This is a genomic window from Dysgonomonas hofstadii, assembly GCF_014196915.1.
GTDB lineage: Bacteria > Bacteroidota > Bacteroidia > Bacteroidales > Dysgonomonadaceae > Dysgonomonas > Dysgonomonas hofstadii.
Window position 1 is genome coordinate 44,510 of sequence record NZ_JACIEP010000022.1, and the last position, 16,581, is coordinate 61,090.

At 41.5% G+C, this 16,581-nt stretch carries 11 protein-coding genes; 4 read left to right on the top strand and 7 right to left on the bottom strand.

The window, feature by feature from the left end; genetic code table 11:
* Window positions 1-532: 532 nt before the first annotated feature.
* Window positions 533-5,221, bottom strand: coding sequence for an N-6 DNA methylase (locus tag GGR21_RS19405; RefSeq protein ID WP_449390413.1), 4,689 nt, complete (start codon window positions 5,219-5,221; stop codon window positions 533-535).
* Window positions 5,211-5,654 carry a DUF1896 family protein gene (locus tag GGR21_RS19410; protein WP_183308919.1) on the bottom strand — a complete coding sequence of 148 codons (444 nt, stop codon included), beginning with the start codon at window positions 5,652-5,654 and terminating at the stop codon, window positions 5,211-5,213. Before GGR21_RS19410 ends, GGR21_RS19405 begins: the two co-directional genes overlap by 11 nt.
* Before the next feature lie 335 nt (window positions 5,655-5,989).
* On the opposite strand from GGR21_RS19410, the gene GGR21_RS19415 reads away from it, so the two are divergent.
* The gene (locus GGR21_RS19415; RefSeq protein ID WP_183308907.1) at window positions 5,990-6,640 is read left to right on the top strand and encodes a GNAT family N-acetyltransferase; all 651 of its coding nucleotides are present in this window, start codon (window positions 5,990-5,992) and stop codon (window positions 6,638-6,640) included.
* A 6-nt stretch (window positions 6,641-6,646) separates the two neighbouring features.
* Here GGR21_RS19415 and GGR21_RS19420 read toward each other — a convergent pair whose 3' ends face one another.
* The gene (locus tag GGR21_RS19420) at window positions 6,647-8,755 is read right to left on the bottom strand and encodes a type IA DNA topoisomerase (protein ID WP_183308908.1); all 2,109 of its coding nucleotides are present in this window, start codon (window positions 8,753-8,755) and stop codon (window positions 6,647-6,649) included.
* A 56-nt stretch (window positions 8,756-8,811) separates the two neighbouring features.
* On the bottom strand, window positions 8,812-10,371 hold the full coding sequence (locus tag GGR21_RS19425) for a DUF3945 domain-containing protein (protein ID WP_183308909.1): 1,560 nt from the start codon (window positions 10,369-10,371) through the stop codon (window positions 8,812-8,814).
* A gap of 210 nt (window positions 10,372-10,581) precedes the next feature.
* Between GGR21_RS19425 and GGR21_RS19430 the strand changes: the two genes are divergently transcribed.
* Window positions 10,582-11,187, top strand: a complete 606-nt coding sequence (locus GGR21_RS19430; RefSeq protein ID WP_183308910.1) for a hypothetical protein — start codon at window positions 10,582-10,584, stop codon at window positions 11,185-11,187.
* 39 nt (window positions 11,188-11,226) lie between these two features.
* Complete coding sequence (locus GGR21_RS19435; protein WP_183308911.1) at window positions 11,227-11,400, top strand: histone H1; 174 nt, start codon at window positions 11,227-11,229, stop codon at window positions 11,398-11,400.
* A 76-nt stretch (window positions 11,401-11,476) separates the two neighbouring features.
* Here GGR21_RS19435 and mobC read toward each other — a convergent pair whose 3' ends face one another.
* A complete protein-coding gene (gene mobC, locus GGR21_RS19440; RefSeq protein ID WP_183308912.1) occupies window positions 11,477-13,486 on the bottom strand; it encodes a conjugal transfer protein MobC in 2,010 nt (669 codons plus the stop codon).
* A gap of 222 nt (window positions 13,487-13,708) precedes the next feature.
* Here mobC and GGR21_RS19445 point away from each other — a divergent pair, with 222 nt between their 5' ends.
* Window positions 13,709-14,749, top strand: coding sequence for a TIR domain-containing protein (locus GGR21_RS19445; protein ID WP_183308913.1), 1,041 nt, complete (start codon window positions 13,709-13,711; stop codon window positions 14,747-14,749).
* Between the two features lie 40 nt (window positions 14,750-14,789).
* Here GGR21_RS19445 and mobB read toward each other — a convergent pair whose 3' ends face one another.
* Both mobB and mobA read right to left on the bottom strand, forming a co-directional pair.
* Complete coding sequence (mobB, locus tag GGR21_RS19450) at window positions 14,790-16,043, bottom strand: conjugal transfer protein MobB (RefSeq protein WP_183308914.1); 1,254 nt, start codon at window positions 16,041-16,043, stop codon at window positions 14,790-14,792.
* Window positions 16,044-16,045: 2 nt separating this feature from the next.
* Complete coding sequence (gene mobA, locus GGR21_RS19455) at window positions 16,046-16,477, bottom strand: conjugal transfer protein MobA (RefSeq protein WP_183308915.1); 432 nt, start codon at window positions 16,475-16,477, stop codon at window positions 16,046-16,048.
* Window positions 16,478-16,581 lie beyond the last annotated feature (104 nt).

Here is a 16,581-nt window from a genome sequence, read left to right on the forward strand (position 1 = left end):
TAAGCAGGGCTCAAACCGTATCTCCCTCATTACAAGGGAAGCATTCGCTTTTTCTGCAATCTTATACCTGCATTCCATTCGGCTTACCTTACGGCTCGCTTACCTGTCATTATGACAGGAGAAATACAGGCTTACCACGTTCCACGTACAATGACTTACGAGTAGGTTAGGTCCCGTCTCATCCACCGACAGCCCTTATATCCGTGTAATCCCACCATGGAGGGGATTAACTGGCTGCATCCCATTTTGGGTGGAGCTTGAAATAGTATCTTACGCTCCCTTACGACTTTACGATGTTTACACAACAGTTCGCTTATGCTAACCATACTACTCAGCCTAGCCTCCCGACTGTATGATACTAACAGCCATTGATTTCCACTCACGCTTCTGTCTGCCCCTTTCGGGAGGAGTACATTGTCCAACCAGCTTGATACATTATATCACTATTTGGTGCATCTGGTTGTAGGCTACTGCTGACGGAACAGCAGGTTTAAGCGTTCTCCAACTCTTTGGCAGAACTTCAAACAATCATTTACGCGACTTCGTGTCGCACCCAAGGTGCGTCCAAATGATGAATAGCTACCGCCCGTTTTTGAGCGTTCACGCCTGTTCCTAACATCTCGGTAGAACCGAACATAACACGGATTTTACCCTCGTTCATATCCTTAATCATCGCTTTTCGTGCCCTCTCGCTGGTAGCTTCCTGAATAAATCTCACTTCGGATGCAGGGATACCGTAGTCCTCCACCAATTTGCGTTTAATCTCGGTGTATGGGCTCCATTGCCCCGGCTTATAGGTTCCCAAATCCGAGAATACAAACTGTGTCCCTTTCTGGGCATTGTATTTTTGGTAATAGTCCGCTATCGAAGCGGCACAATGGCTGGCTTTGTTGTCTATATGGTCGCCATACTTATCGGGGTCTATCATCCGCATATCAAGTGACATTTTACGTGCATAATCAGTCGCTATCAGCATTTTTGCTTTTTCTTCCCGTTCCGATAGTGGTGTACGTCCCAACAAAGTGGCATCGCCTGTTTTGGCAAACTCCATCAGCTTACCGATAAACTCCTGCTGGTCGGGTGTGGGTGGTATATTGTGTAAAATCTCGTTTTTTTCGGGACGATCTATGCCAATATCCTGTGCAGTGCGATAGTCGGTTATTTCGGAATAGAAAGAAGCCAGTTCCGGCACTTTGATAAAATAACGGAAACGTTCTTTCTGTACAATCTGATTGGTAACCGAAAACTCGTAATCTTTGGTTTTCTTGGCAAAGATAGCTGCCCAAGCATCAAAGGTATTGATACCCTGTCTTTCCAGTTCTTTGGGACGCAAATATTTGAATAACAGATACAGTTCGGTCAATGAATTAGAGATCGTTGTTCCCGACGAATAAGTAGCTCCTAAGTCCTTGCCTGTACGTTCTTGTATGGTACGCAGGGCAAAAAGCATATTGAGTGCCCGTTGTGAACCTTCGGTATTTCCCAAGCCTGCCACACGGTCATGGCGGGTAGTAAAAGTCAGATTTTTAAATTTGTGAGATTCATCTACGAACAAATGGTCTATGCCGATCATCCGAAAATCTGACATATTATCCTTGCGATTTTCGATCTGGTGGGCTACCCCTTCCAATTTAGCTTCAAGATTGCTTTTGCGTTTCTCACAACCTTTCAGCATCCCTCTTGATACCTCCTTACCCTGTGAACGCAGCACTTCGAGATTTTCCTCCACACTGTCGAGTTCAGCTTGTAAGATGTCCCGCTGTATCTCCGGAGATTGTGGTATCATACCGAACTGTTCATGTGTTAAAATCACCGCATCCCAATTGTTGTTTTTCATTTCGTTGAAAATACGATTGCGGTTCTGCGGTGTAAAATCCTCCTTGCCCGGATAGAGTACCTTGGCATCAGGGTATGCCGTACAAAAGGTTTGGGCGATTTCGTGAACATTGGCTTTCAGCCCTGTAATAAGCGGTTTATTCACTAATCCGAGTCGCTTCATCTCCATTGCACCACAACACATAATCAGTGTTTTACCGCCGCCCACCTCATGGTCGATTATGCCACCACCATTCAGTTTAAGCATCCAGATGGCATCTTTCTGGCTCTTGTATAAATCGGGAATACCTAAACCTTTCAGGTCGAGTCCGGGAAAAGTCTGGTGTGATCCATCATATTCGGGACGTACAAAACAGTTGAACGTGCGGTTATACATATCGGCAAGTCTGTCTTTAAATTCGGGTGTTTGTTCTCTGAGCCATTCCGAAAAGCCGTTACGCATCTCATCTATCTTGGTATTGGCAAGCTGTATCGCTTCTCCGTCGCGTACTTTCGTCTCCTTGCCATCGACTCTGACCGTTTTTGTCATATCGGGAGTGGTGTCGTGCAAAGCATGACGCATCAGGGCAATACCGTCAAAGGTGCGGCTTTCGCTTTTGACAGCATACTGATCGCTAATCTTGGCATTTTTAGTGTTAGAATTTATACTAAACTCATCTCGGCTCTGTGCATAATGTATATTGACGTCCGTTTCAAAGAGGTGTGAAGCAAAAGCAGCATAGATGCCCGAAGGTATCCAGCGTTCACCAAAGTTGAAATCCAAATCGTCGAAGGCTATCGGCTTGGGTATGGCTTCCTGTAAAACGGTCAGGGATTCTTTGGCAGCTTCGTGGTCTGGATTGCGGTCAATAAAATTCTGCACCTCATCTGCTTTAGAGATAACATTGCCCGATATAAATTTGTCCGCTACTTCATAGCCTCCCACAAGAGGATTGAAATAGATCTTACCTTTCAGTTCATCAAGTATTCCCTCTTGTGTATTCGTCGTTAGAGAAACCATATAATCCAAATTGACCGCTCCGTATTTATTGAGACTGGATACAAGAGCTTCGTATGCGTTATCTACTTTAGAAATCTCATCGGGATTAAAGGCTACGGGACGTTCAAAGATATCTGCCTTAATTGCTTTACCCTCTCGGTAACGTTCTAGCGAAAGTATTTCCCTTCCTGCGGCATCCATCTTGATGAGGTCGAGATTCTTTGCATCGTTCAGATTTCCGAATTTTTGTGTAAAATCATCATACAAGCGATTGAGCATCTGCCGTAATGCGGGATTTTCTTTCAGTGTATCGGCTTCGTTATTGTACAGATGGTTGTAAGTATCGCGTATCTCAATATATAGCGATGCCCGTTTTTGTTGATTCGGTGATAAATCCAAAGGATGAAACATAGGTTGGTGTCCGTCCATATCCCGCAGGTAACCGATACGGTTATCCGCATCACTCACCAATGAACCATCCTTATAATGTTTTGGCAATCCATTTTCGGGTATTGGCATCGGAATAGGTTTCAATCGTTCCGCCTTTTCCTTGTCTAAACGTTCTGCACGTTGTTCGGGTGTTTCAGTTGGTGTACTTGTTGCTGGACTTTTAGGTTGTACTCCCTTTTGCTGGCTGGCTTTAGGTTGTGGTATAGGCATACGGCGACGGGAACGCTTAGGCTGTTTAATCTGTGAACGTTCTTCGGCTGAAAAACCAAACAAGTCGTACAAGGTAACAATCGGCTGTTGCTGCATATCAGGTGGCGGTACTTCCCTTTGTTCTATAACTTCTCCGGTATTCGTATTTACAAACAATCCGCTGGCTTTATCCCTGATAATTGTATCTTTTTCTTCTGTTGTTGGTACAGCTTTCGTTTCTTCTTTTGGCTGGTCAATGCGTGGCTCTACAACTGCTTTTCTCCCCTGCTCGGAGAGTTCTGCCCATGCTTTGCGGTTTCTGGCTTCACCAAAAGGATGGAAAAGGACTAAATCTTCTTCAATAGGTTCATAAGCCGATTTATGACTTAATTTCACCATATCCGAAACAGATATTTCCTGTATGCTTTTTGGTTCTTGGATTTGTTTTGTTGTTTCGGATTGTTGTACTGTCGGCTGTGTCAGAAAATCCTCTACTTCTTGCCAAAATGGATTAAGGTCATCGGAAAAACGAGTTTCATCTAAATTGGGTGTCTGCCTCATTTCCACAGTGGGAGCTACCTGTGATTGCAATTGTTCTGATGTACTCTGTGCATGGCTTTGATAATGCTGTACATCTAAATGTTGAGTAAAATCTTCATTCAGCATCCGATACAATGTGGCGGCAATAGCTTCCGTTCCTCCCGAATGAGTAAATTCCATTGCAGGTTTTCCATAAGGATCTGTACCGACTTTTACATCGGTCTGTATCACCCTATCGAAGTCTTTGAACAAATTGTTTACGGATATGCCGTTGGATAGTTTACGGGATTCGATAAAATCCTGTTGTCGTTGGCTCGGTAAAATAGTTGTATTCTTACGTTGCAGGATAATCAGATCGCTGCCGACTTCTGTTCCTGCTTCCTCTGTAAACAGGTTATTGGGTAATCGGATGGCGGAAACAACATTGCAACTATTCATCAGATGTTCACGGATCGGTTTGTTCTGCTCCGAATTAAGAACTCCTTGCGAAGTAATAAAAGCTATCAATCCTCCCTCACGGGCAGCCATCACACTTTTGGTGAAAAAATAATTATGGATTGCCTTTGTCGATTGACTTACTGCGGGTATCTCATGTTTGTAGAGCAAAGGATCAAATACAGCAACATCCCCGAAAGGAATGTTGGAAGCAATTACATCATAATGCTGTGAGTATCGTCCTTCCATCTTCTCATAGCCTTCAATCCGTATGTTATCTTGTGGGTGAAGGTGCGAGAGAATCTTACCTGTCAGCAGGTCTTTTTCAAAAGCTGTTACTTTTGCATCAGGAACAGTTTCTTTGAACGAGGATATAAACGCTCCGGCTCCAGCACTCGGTTCAAGAAAACGTTGAGGTTTGATACCACTGTTATTCAGAGCGAGTGCCAAAGCATCAATAACGGGCTTGGGGGTATAGAAAGCGGTCAGCACCGAATTTTTAAGGGAGCTTACATAGCGTTTGTATTCAGCATCATCTTTCGCTCCATTCCGTAACACTTGGTGCAATTCGGTTACCAGAGGGAACAAATCATGCTCCGAGGCTTTCCAATATTGTATATCTTCTTGTTTGGCGGCGGGATTCAACACGGCTTTTATCCCTCCGAAACCGGAATAGGCTGCCAATTTTATTTTTTCATCATCGGTAGCCTGCCTTTTCTCTTTATCAAGAGCAAAAGCAATGCTTATTGCCTCGATATTGTCCCGAAGATGGGCTTTCTTATTATAAGCCATTTTCGAGCAGGATTTGTATTTCGCCTGTCAGTTCCGTGTAAAACTGATTGTACTCTGGTGTATCGGCAAAATCATCAGACAAGGTGTATTTCTGAATCGTATCCGCAAGGCGGGATACTAGCTCCATTGCTATGCCTTCGGCTTGTGAAGGGTTTACTTCTTCTGAAAATTCATCCCAGAGGATAGTTACAAGGGTTCGGTAGGTGGAGAAATGCAAGTCTTCATAGAGGACTTGTGAAGAGATTACTTCTGCTTCGTCGTGGGTATGACCTTCTTTTATAGCTTGGCTATACATTTCTGCTGCGGCATCGCCACGTACAGCAATAAATTCATGGTCAATGGCTTTGTCGGGGTGTGTATCACGTAGGTAGGATAATAGGGATAGTCGGAAATAAGACAGATCTGTGACTGTCGTCTTTGGTTTTGTTGTCATATCATTGATTTTTAGTGGGGTCGAAGACCCTTTTGTTATTGCTTTTATGAGAGTAGATATACCAATAGGCTTAGACCTAATGATATACCACAAAGCACTTTCTTTAGCTTATAGTTTGGGAAAGAAAAAGGCATCCGGAGCTTAGCTCTGGATGCCACCACTAAAAAATCAATGTTAAACGACTATTCCGAATCGTAGAACAAAGACCTTTCAGTGGCAAATATAGTGAAATTATTATTTCAATGGTCGCTTCTTTCTTGGTCTCATTGTGTATCCAATCACTTATATTTAAATTTGTCTGATTAATTGAACCGTAATATCAATAAGCAATTGTCATGTCCTTACCTGATGTCCGAATAGATAAATTGAAAGAATCTGAATATGAAGAGGTCGCTGCTATTTTAGTAGATGCTTTTGAATCGAATCTGGCCTATACTTCAATCTTTGTAAATAAGGATAGATTGCGAGACGGATTGTTCTGGTTATTCAAAACCAATCTATACCTGATAAACAAAAGACAATCTGTGACAAAAGTCGTTAGAATGAAAAATTCAAGGGAAATAATAGGAGTATTTAGCTTATTACCTCCCAATGGAGTAAAATCTGAATTTCGTGATTATTTCAAGATCGGATTACCCCGATTTATTATGAATTTTGGATTCGCTGCTTTACGCACGATGCTTAAGATGGATTCTCTCAATAAACAGCTTCTAACAAATGCTATCGGAACCAATGAATATTATTATTTGTCGATGGTTGCTATAAAAGCTAACTATCAAGGATATGGAATTGGTTCTTATATGATTGACGATTGCTTACAACAATTGAGATCTATAAATCGGATATGCCATATTGTTGGTTTAACAACCCAACTTCCGGAAAACGTCACTTTTTATAATCGCTTAGGATTCCAAAAATTAGATGAAGGTGAAATTCAACTGAAGAAGGGCTGTTATTACAATTACAATATGAAATTGGATCTATAACTTTACTTAAGATCGTTTCTTCTTGCCGTCACCTTTGCGTGGCGAGAACTCAAATACAGTTTTATAATCTGCATCAAATTTTACGATGGCATCAAAGGTGCTTCCGGTCTTAGAACTAACGAAACCTTTGATTAGAGCAGTCTTCCCATTCATCAGAAGATCGGTTAACTGTCCATCCGTCAATTCTTTTTTAGCAATGGTTCTAAATACAGTCAATCCACAATTTTCATCTTTGCATTTGGCTACCTTCTGATAAAATACTACTTGCCCATTTTTACATTTGGGACAAGGGCAGGTATTGCGATTATCCGTATGCTCAATAACTGTAGATAGTAGTTCTGTGGTGATTTGTGAAGTATAGACCTCTATCCCTCTGTGGAACGTCGCAGCATCCATATTGCCCGATGCTATTTTGTTTAAGGCTTGCTCCCATTGTCCTGTCATCGCTACATCGACTATCTTCTTGTCTTTGACCGCCAGATAGACTATCAATCCTTTATTGGTCGGAACAAGAGATTTTTTCTCTCGGACGATGTACTCACGGGAAAATAGTGTTTCGATAATAGATGCACGGGTGGCAGGTGTTCCGATACCGCACTCCTTCATTGCTTCACGCTGTTGTTCATCTTCCACCTCTTTGCCTGCGGATTCCATCGAACTAAGTAAACTAGCTTCCGTATGCAATGGTTTCGGCTTGGTTTGCTTCTCTTGAATCTCGCAATCATGAATCGGAAGATTGTCTCCCTCGACCAAAACAGGGAGAGTTGAGTTCTCATCTTCTCCGTCGTTTGGCTCGTCATTCCCATCAAATACCGCCCTCCAGCCGGGGACGAGTGTAACGCTCCCTTTGCAGGAAAAGTGTACGCCATCGACATCAAGTGATACGGAGGTGTTCTCTTTGATGCAAGTTTCGCCAAAGGCTTCGAGCATACGTCCGGCAACCATGTCATAGATGAGTTGTTCGTCTTTAGATAGATTGGTAGCCGATTCTTCTGTGATAATCAGTGCATGGTGGTCGGCCACTTTGGCATCATTGACCGAACGGGTATTGAGTTTGGTGTCAAATCGGCTATCAATATAAGGCCTAAAAAGCGAGTGCGAACGAAGTGTTGCTATTAGGTGCGGTATTTCCTCCAGCACATCCTCGGAAATATAACGGCTACCGGTTCGTGGATAGGAGATTTTCTTCGTCTCATACAGACTTTGTGCTATCGTCAGCGTCTTATCTGCCGAAAAACCGTGCTTGCTGTTGGCTTCTTTCTGAAGTGTGGTAAGGTCGTACAGCAAGGGTGGTTCCTGCTTAACCTCCTTGCGTTCTACGGCGGTAACCTGTATAGCTCCTGCGGCTTTTACCTTTGCCGTAACTTCTTCAGCATGGGTTCGGGTGTCGAATTTATCTACCGAATGAACGGTAAAAGTAGTAGCTTCTTTTTCTGTTTGTAATTTCAAACGAAAATAGGTCTGTGGCTTGAAGTCTTTATTTTCCAGATAACGACTACAAATAATCGCCAGTGTCGGGGTTTGTACCCTGCCAAGTGACCAAACACCGTATCCTGCCGAGATAGAAAGAGCCTGACTGCTATTGATCCCTACGAGCCAATCAGCGGTACTGCGGGCTTTGGCAGAAGCATACAAATTGTCATAATCTGCTCCGGGGCGAAGCGTTTTAAAGCCGTCTTTGATAGCTCGGTCTGTTAGCGAACTGATCCAAAGTCTTTCAAACGGAAGGGTGCATCCTATATATTCGTATATATAGCGGAATATGAGTTCCCCTTCTCGTCCGGCATCGGTTGCCACAATTATAGATTCTCCACGATGGAATAACTCGCGGATAACCTTTAGTTGCTTCATCACACTGGGATCGTTTTTGTATTCTTTACCCTCTTTGACTTGTCGGGGCAAGAGTTTAAATTCTTGGGGAAGTATCGGCAGGTTCTCTTTCTGAAATCCTGTGATACCATAATGTTCTGGCATGGCGAGTCCTACCAAATGTCCGAATGCCCATGTAACGGCATATCCGTTACCTTCTATATAGCCTTCTCTTTTATTGTTTGCTCCGACTATGGCTGCTATACTTTTAGCCACAGAAGGTTTTTCTGCTATTATTATTTTCATTGTAACATTGATTTTTTAGTGGTTGGGGTCGCAGACCCTTTTATTATTTTATATTTCTACATTTTTCGCCCTTTGCTTTTCTTTGGAGCAGCAGGAGATTGTTTTTGTTCCTGTTGCTGCTCCTTCTTTTCGACTTGCTTGGCGGTGGGCTGTATCTGACCTTGCTTTAGCGGCTCTTTGGAATATTTGGTTGCCTCGTTGGTCTTGCCCTCATTATTGACAGCCACTTGTGTCTTACTTTCGGCAACAGGAGTCACTTTCTGAGAATCCTTAGCAGCTTGCTTGGCTTCGATGGCTCGTACCTGATCGGGATGCTTAGAGGTATGACGAACTTTATCTCTGTTTTCGTCAACCCATACCCATGCATTATACTTCTGTCCTTTCTGATCGGTAGCTTCTACTTTCTGTGCACCTGAGGCATCAGCTTGTTGTTGTTTGGGACGGGATTGCATGCCCTCAACAAAGATTGGTTCTTTGTTACACAGCTTGGTAAATTCTTCTTTACTGAGTTGTACGCCACCTTGCTTAGAATAAATCCATACCTCATCAACTTTACGGGCTTTGGGTAATGGCTTTTCCTGTGCTTGTCCTTCACTCTGTTTAGCCTGTCGCTGTTCCTTATGCTGTTGCCGTTGTTCGTCGCTGAACTTGAAGTCGAAGTTTTTATTGACAGCATTGAACTGTACAAAACGATCTATCTTCTGTGGTTCTTCTCCCGGCTTTACTTTTTTATCCATGCCCTCAACCCATACGGCTTTACCTTCTTTCAATCCTTGTTGCTGTTCGGGAGAGAGTGTAGCATTTTTTAAGGTTTGAGGGATATTGATTTCGGAGAGAGGTACGGCTTCGAGTCGATTCGTCATTTTGTCGAGAGATACAAGCGAGGGGATCTTCTCACCTCTGCCTACGGGTTCAAGTTCATAGACTCGTGCTCCGTGCCCTGTCTTTTGGAGTTGCTCTTTATCTTGCTCCGAAAAGGTTATTCCCATAAATGGTTTGTCAAAATCGGGCTGTTCTTGCTTGGGATGGGTTACCAACTTGATACTGCCATCCGCCTGTGGTTCTAATGATAAACGAGCCTGCATCGGAAACTCATTGCCATCAACAGTTGGTTTGATATCGACCAATCCGGGAGATTTATGTCCGTAAACCATCGCTTTAAGGGCATCCTGTAATTTGTCACCTGAAAGTCCCAACTTCTCAGTCTCTTTCCAATTGAGTTTATTAAGATCTAGAGGTTGAAACTGACCTGTTAGCTCAATATGTATCTTTACCTTACCATCAAATTTAAGGCGATACGGATCGAGAGCTTTATCCGTGTGGTCGATACGGATAAGTTTGTCAAGAAAAGCAGCAATTTTATCTACGGCTGACATCCCGACTGCATAAACACCTGTGTGCGATGGGTGATTGAACTGTGCCGACATCTTCTTGAAGAAATTTTCCAGAAAGTTACTGTTGGTATCAACCTTCAAAAACTGGTCGGCATTCGCTTTAGTGGGTTCAACGGTTTTGAGTTTACCGTCCTGCTCCCCTGTGATGACTTTGAGTTTGCCATCTTCGCCTTGCGTTAATAAGACTTTCGGCTCTTCAGATTTTACTTTGTTTTGATCCATAATAAATGATGTTTTTATTCTGCATTACTATTAATGCAAAGCGAAAATACATCTTACTAATGGACTGATTGCAAGGTTTTAAAATGGTGGCAGCTTGTGTCTGGGGTTGTCTATAGATGGTTTTAGAAAGGTTCTTATTTATCGACCTGTTTCATTATCTGAATAGGGAAAGAACTGTATCTTTGTGATTGTTATTTTTAGAATATCATTATGGCTAAAAAGAAAAAGCGAGGACACTATTGTCGGATATGTGGAGCATCTAAACCAAATGAGGCTTTTAGTGGGAAAGGTCATGCAAAACATATCTGTAAGGAATGTTCATCTTTGCCACAGGAACGTAAAAATGAACTGCAACACATAAATCAAATAGATCGGATTGCCGGGAAATATCCCCGCTCCAGACAAGATTGGGAATTTCTTGAAAAAATGTCTAAAAACAAGAAATATCCTGAAGCTGCCGAATTTGCTCAAATGATTTTGGGGATGAGTAGAAGTCAGTCGGATGGTGACGATGAAGAGAATGACCTTTTTGGAGATTGGGGACAGAGTAAGTTGAGCTACTCTGAGTTCGACGAATTTGCTCAAGGAGATATCATGTCTATGATTGAAGATGATATCTGGGATTGGATATCTTATCGTAATGGAAAACTACCTAATGAAAAGGGCAAACAGCAGATATTGAAAGATATTTGTAAAAATATAGCATTCGGGAATGGAGACTCGTTAATTCTGAATGATGAACTAAACAATGTATTTGATTCTATTTTAAAGCAGGTAGTAGCAGATTTAGAAAAAGAGAACAAAGATGATTTATGATAATTATTATCTTTGCCGCGAATCAAAAAATAAAAAACAATGAAAAATTTAGTAGAAAACATTAACTCCCTAATTGCAGATTTCCAAAAAGATGCCTCTCAACAAGTAGAAAACGGCAACAAAGCGGCAGGAACTCGTGCAAGAAAAACATCTTTAGCAATAGAAAAAGCTTTGAAAGAATTTCGTAAAGTATCTATCGAGGCTGCGAAGTAAGAACTTCCGGCCTAATAATATAAAAACCGAATAACGTTTATAGATTATTCGGTTTTTATATTTAGTGCTTATGGTTCTATTCTTCTTTCGGCAACAAATAGCAAAGATCCGGATCTTCCTTTATTCGTTGTAGTTCATCGACTACAATCTGTTTGGCTTCGGCTTTGATGCGGTCATAGTTCTCCTTAATCATTTCCTTCATACGATCTACGCCATTTTCATCCACAAAGTTGGTGATAACAGGTATCTTCTTGTATGCCTTCGTCTCGGCAGCTACCCGCTCATTATCGACTACGATTTCACAGTGGAAAATTTTTTGCTCTATCCGCTCGTCGAAATTATCAGCTATCGCACCTACAAACATACCCTGTGTAAGATTGGATATTTTGGACGGTGGTATCAAGCTATCCATTTGTGTAGAAATGGAAGTCGATTTATCGTTGCGGTTAATGGTCATAGACTGGCGCTTCTGCAATACTTTACCAAAACGGTCAGACAAGGTTTTTGCCGTGTCCCCGACTACCTGCCCCGAAAATATATTACCTACCGTATTCATCACTACGGTAGCCTCTTTGTCTCCATAATCACGCTTTAGCTGCGAAAAATCTTGAAAACCAAGCAACACGGCAACTTTGTTGCTTCGGGCAGTAGCTATCAAATTATCCAACCCTTTGAAATAAATAGTCGGCAACTCGTCAATGATAACACTACTTTTGAGCTGTCCTTTCTTATTTATTAGTTTCACAATACGACTGTTATACAATCCGAGTGCTGCTCCGTAGATATTTTGTCGGTCAGGATTGTTACCGACAGCCAATATTTTAGGGTCATCCGGATTGTTGATATCTAATGTAAATTCATCTCCCGACATTACCCAATATAATTGTGGGCTAATCATACGGGAAAGTGGTATTTTAGCACTTGCTATCTGCCCCTGCAACTGGTCAGCCGCACCAGATTTCCATGCATCCATAAAGGGAGAAAGGTAGTTTTCGAGGTCTGGATATGAAGTTAGAATTGGAAAAATATTTTCATAGCTCTTGTTCAAAAATTCTATGGCATGAGGAAAAGTACAGTATTTACCATCCTTATAAATGCGTAAATACCAGATAATAGCTGCGAAAAGAATAATCGGAGATTCTACAAAGAAGTCACCTTGTTTTTGCACCCACGTTCGATTCAAATTTAACATTATCGTGTATGCACTCTCATAGGCATCCGAGATGTCATCCATGAAGGAAGGGTTAATCGGGTTGCACCTATGTGAACGACTCGGATCGTCAAAGTTTATCACATAGAAAGTCGGTACTTTCTCATAACCTTCTCTATTGTTTAACAAGTGGTTATAGGCAATAGTCGAAAGGTCTGGAAACTTGAAATCGTAAATGTAGCCTGTATAACCTTTTTCAATTTGCTGTTTGATAAATTGATTTACAACGGCATAGGATTTACCCGAACCCGGAGTACCCAATACAATAGCTGCACGAAACGGGTTTACTACGTTTATCCAACCCTTCCATTGCTTCTTTTTGTACCAGAACTTTGTAGGCAGGTTTATCGAATAATCGTTTACCATCAACTTGGTTTCCTGCATAAACGATTCGTTCTCATTATTGAATGGATCGTCCATTAGGTTGTTTTTGAGTAAGCGGCTCATCCATGTACCCGCCATCAATAGCAATATATATCCCACTGCAATGGTGAAAATATAGAAACCAGCATTGGCTATTTTAGGAAGTGGCAGATAAAGAAGCCACCAATTCAGAAAGAAGAATACAGAACCAAAAATAAGACATACATAGATATGATTCCATGTAATCTTTTCCTCCTTCACTCCCTTTGTTCCCAAACAGGACAAAGCAAGAAAGACTACAGAAAAGATTTTCGTCCACAATATAGAATTGAACAAAGCTGCGGTACGGTTAAAATTCATCAGAATTTTATCTACTACCCCGATATTGATTCCCCACTCGTGTATTGCCTGATAGCAGAACCAATAAATATTCATCAGGACGAATAAAATACTAATAGCCCTCATAAACTCCATGACTTTAGCAAGTCCTCTTAAATCATCCTCATTTTGCATAAATGTTGAATTTAATTTGTTTGTAATTCATTAAAAATGCGAATGTAAGCAGATGGTTATGACATTATACGGTATTTTCAGATGGAGGATGCTTGTGTCTGGAAATGTCTATATGCAAAAATGATGAAATATATATTTATGGAAATATTCATTAATTACATATATTTGTAGCTGAATATCAATTGAAGAGAAGTGTAAATAAATATAATATCAATAAAGATAATGGGTAAAAAAAGTGAAACTACGATTACTGTAAATGAAGAAATAACTGTATCCAAACAGAAGCCAGCCCTTGTTTTTATTAGTCACGACACAAGGGATGCTGAAATAGCAGAATCTTTCAGTAAGTTATTGAGTAGTGTAAGTGCTGGAGTATTAAAATCTTTTCGTTCGTCTGATAAAAAGGGGACGCAGGGAATGGAATATGGTGTAGAATGGTATCCTGAAATTATGAGGAAACTTGATGAGGCCTCTGATATTGTGTGCTTGCTAACCCATAATAGTGTAAACCGCCCATGGATTCTTTATGAAGCTGGTGTTGCCAAAGGCAAATTAAATAATACCGTTTTGGGTGTTGCAGTAGGCATACCATTAAATAAAGCTAATAATGGACCTTTTGCCCAATTTCAAAATTGCGGTGACGATGAAGATAGTCTAACTAAACTAATTTTACAACTTGTCAAAAGAATTCCTAACTCTGAACCGGATGAGGAAATTATCAAAGGGCAGGTACAAGTCTTCAAACAAAAACTTGCTGAACTTTTGAATAAACAGCCAGAATCCGATGGAAAAACCGAAGAATTAGTAGAGGATGCTTCTATTGCTAAATTATTTGAGGAAGTGAAAATTATGTTTCAAGATCTTCCTTCTCGCATTGATAAACGAGTTAATTCCGAGAAGTCTGGAAGAAGGCGCAGGAAATTCCATCCGATGATGATGGAGGAGATTCTGCATATGAGTAAGGATTTTTCCGACTCAAACATTGCTTTTCTTATGATGATCAGTATATTTCGGGATGATTTGCCCTGGATATATGAGGTTGGTATGGAAACTTATCGCACATTAAAGACGGCAAAAAGCAAAACTGAGAAACAAAAGGCGATAGATAACTTTTCAAAAGCAATGGAAATGTTCAACCATCCAATGATGCGGGAATTTAATGATGATTATTCAGAAGATACGTATATTATTTACAAGGAATTTAGAAATATTTTTGCTCATTCTTTCGATAGATATTTTCATAATGAAGTAAATAAAGATTAATAATCAGAAAGCCTCCTATTATAAGTGGCTTTCTGATTTCTTACATCTGTCTCCCATACCTACGTTTCTTTTTCCTCTTACGTTTTAAGGTCGGTTGTTTGTTATCTGTTCCTTCGACTTCGGGAGTAAAGACAGAGAATAAACTCCCCACCGGATCATTCGTCTCGGAGTGTGTTGATTGTGGTTGCTGATCGGTGGTTGTTTGTTTATTCTCGGAATGTTTCGGGGCTGGTGCTTGCAGATCCTTGCAAGGCGGATTATCCGCAAAACGTTCATTAAGAACATTTGCCGAAAACTCCTTGCCCAGACGAGAACCATTAAGAACCGCCCGTTGGTTGTGGTCGATAAATGTAGCCCCATAGATGCGTCCTTCATCGTTGCGACGTAACACAAGGTCGATACCTTTCTCCCGCAAGGCCGCTCGGAACTCACTCTCTGTGCGGGTGCTTGCAAAGGACGCAGCAACAGTAGCACGAGTTTGTTTGGCTACGCCGTTTGCCTTGATTGTTTCTTTTGACTTGTCGAATCGCTTTTCCAAGCTATTCAAGCCGTGATCTTTGCCGAACAGGGAGGATTTCAAAGGTGTGCCAACACGATTGCCATCACCATCCAATGCCGAATAGACTAATCCCCGATATGCTTTACCCTTATTTTCTCCTTTCATTTCTTCTACTCCTATATTATATAAGGAAAGTAAAGCACGATATTCGCCTAAAGTCTGAAAAGAATACATTTCTGAGAGCGGTTTTATGACGTTTGCCACCTGTTTTTTTAAGTTCCCCTGGCTAACGTCTATTGGAGCAAGCTGCCATGCCTCGCCCTGATTCTTTTCTTTTGAGTGCAGACCGTACTTTTGTTCTAAAGAATCGGTAATCTTTCTGCTGCGTTCGTAATTTTTGCTGTCACTGATTATTGAGCCATCCGTGCGTACACGTGTCGATACAATGTGTATATGCTCCCTGCCAATGTCTTCATGCTTGAAAATCATATAGGGTTGTCCGCCATATCCGAACTGTTCCATATATTCATGCCCGATGTTAGCAAGCTGCTGATCGGTCAGCTTATCGTCCGGATGTGGATTGAGTGAAATATGGATAACGGGCTTCGATGTACGAATATGCGAGGGCATAAATCGCTCGAAATCTTCCATACAAGAGGCAACACTGAACACTCCATCATTAGGTTCAATGACCAGATTGGTAGCCAAAACTTTTCCTAAACCCTCATTTACTTTCTCTTGATTGTAGGAAAGTGCACCATACAAACTGCTTCCGTGACTAAATTTAGCAACCATTTTTAGAGATGTTTAGCCTTAAATTGCTCGCACAATTGCATCACTTCCCGTCCGATTCCCGCCAATTCAATAGTTGCATTTTCCAATTTATAGAGCAATGCCAATGCTTTTTTTTCTCCAAAATTGGAATGCAATTCCTTTACAACTTGATTGTAATTGACTCCGATACTCCGAATTTGTCCGTGTAAAGCAGTGAGCCTTGCTATAAATTCTACAGCCGAAGCATCGGTTTTCACTACACGGAACTCATCGCCAAAGATGCGAGCAGCGATAAAACCAGATAAGGATTGTACGCCCGACTGTTCATACAAGGCTAAAAAATCGACGTGTTGCTGATCTGTCAGGTTTACAGTCAGTCGATGTTTCGCTGGATCGTTCTTCGGGGGTCTGCCCCCTTTTCCCCGTTTATGGGGATTTCTTTTTTCTTCGTTCATAACATGATTTTTTAGTGGCGGTCACAGACCGATTTATTATTTACCCGTTACGCGCTATGGGGCATGGTGCGTATTTATTTTCCCGACTTCGGAGAGGAAAATCC

Bases quoted from the DNA above. Each gene is read 5' to 3' on its own strand.
- GGR21_RS19405 (WP_449390413.1), bottom strand. From the start codon at position 5,221: ATGGCTTATAATAAGAAAGCCCATCTTCGGGACAATATCGAGGCAATA.
- GGR21_RS19410 (WP_183308919.1), bottom strand. From the start codon at position 5,654: ATGACAACAAAACCAAAGACGACAGTCACAGATCTGTCTTATTTCCGA.
- GGR21_RS19415 (WP_183308907.1), top strand. From the start codon at position 5,990: ATGTCCTTACCTGATGTCCGAATAGATAAATTGAAAGAATCTGAATAT.
- GGR21_RS19420 (WP_183308908.1), bottom strand. From the start codon at position 8,755: ATGAAAATAATAATAGCAGAAAAACCTTCTGTGGCTAAAAGTATAGCA.
- GGR21_RS19425 (WP_183308909.1), bottom strand. From the start codon at position 10,371: ATGGATCAAAACAAAGTAAAATCTGAAGAGCCGAAAGTCTTATTAACG.
- GGR21_RS19430 (WP_183308910.1), top strand. From the start codon at position 10,582: ATGGCTAAAAAGAAAAAGCGAGGACACTATTGTCGGATATGTGGAGCA.
- GGR21_RS19435 (WP_183308911.1), top strand. From the start codon at position 11,227: ATGAAAAATTTAGTAGAAAACATTAACTCCCTAATTGCAGATTTCCAA.
- mobC (WP_183308912.1), bottom strand. From the start codon at position 13,486: ATGCAAAATGAGGATGATTTAAGAGGACTTGCTAAAGTCATGGAGTTT.
- GGR21_RS19445 (WP_183308913.1), top strand. From the start codon at position 13,709: ATGGGTAAAAAAAGTGAAACTACGATTACTGTAAATGAAGAAATAACT.
- mobB (WP_183308914.1), bottom strand. From the start codon at position 16,043: ATGGTTGCTAAATTTAGTCACGGAAGCAGTTTGTATGGTGCACTTTCC.
- mobA (WP_183308915.1), bottom strand. From the start codon at position 16,477: ATGAACGAAGAAAAAAGAAATCCCCATAAACGGGGAAAAGGGGGCAGA.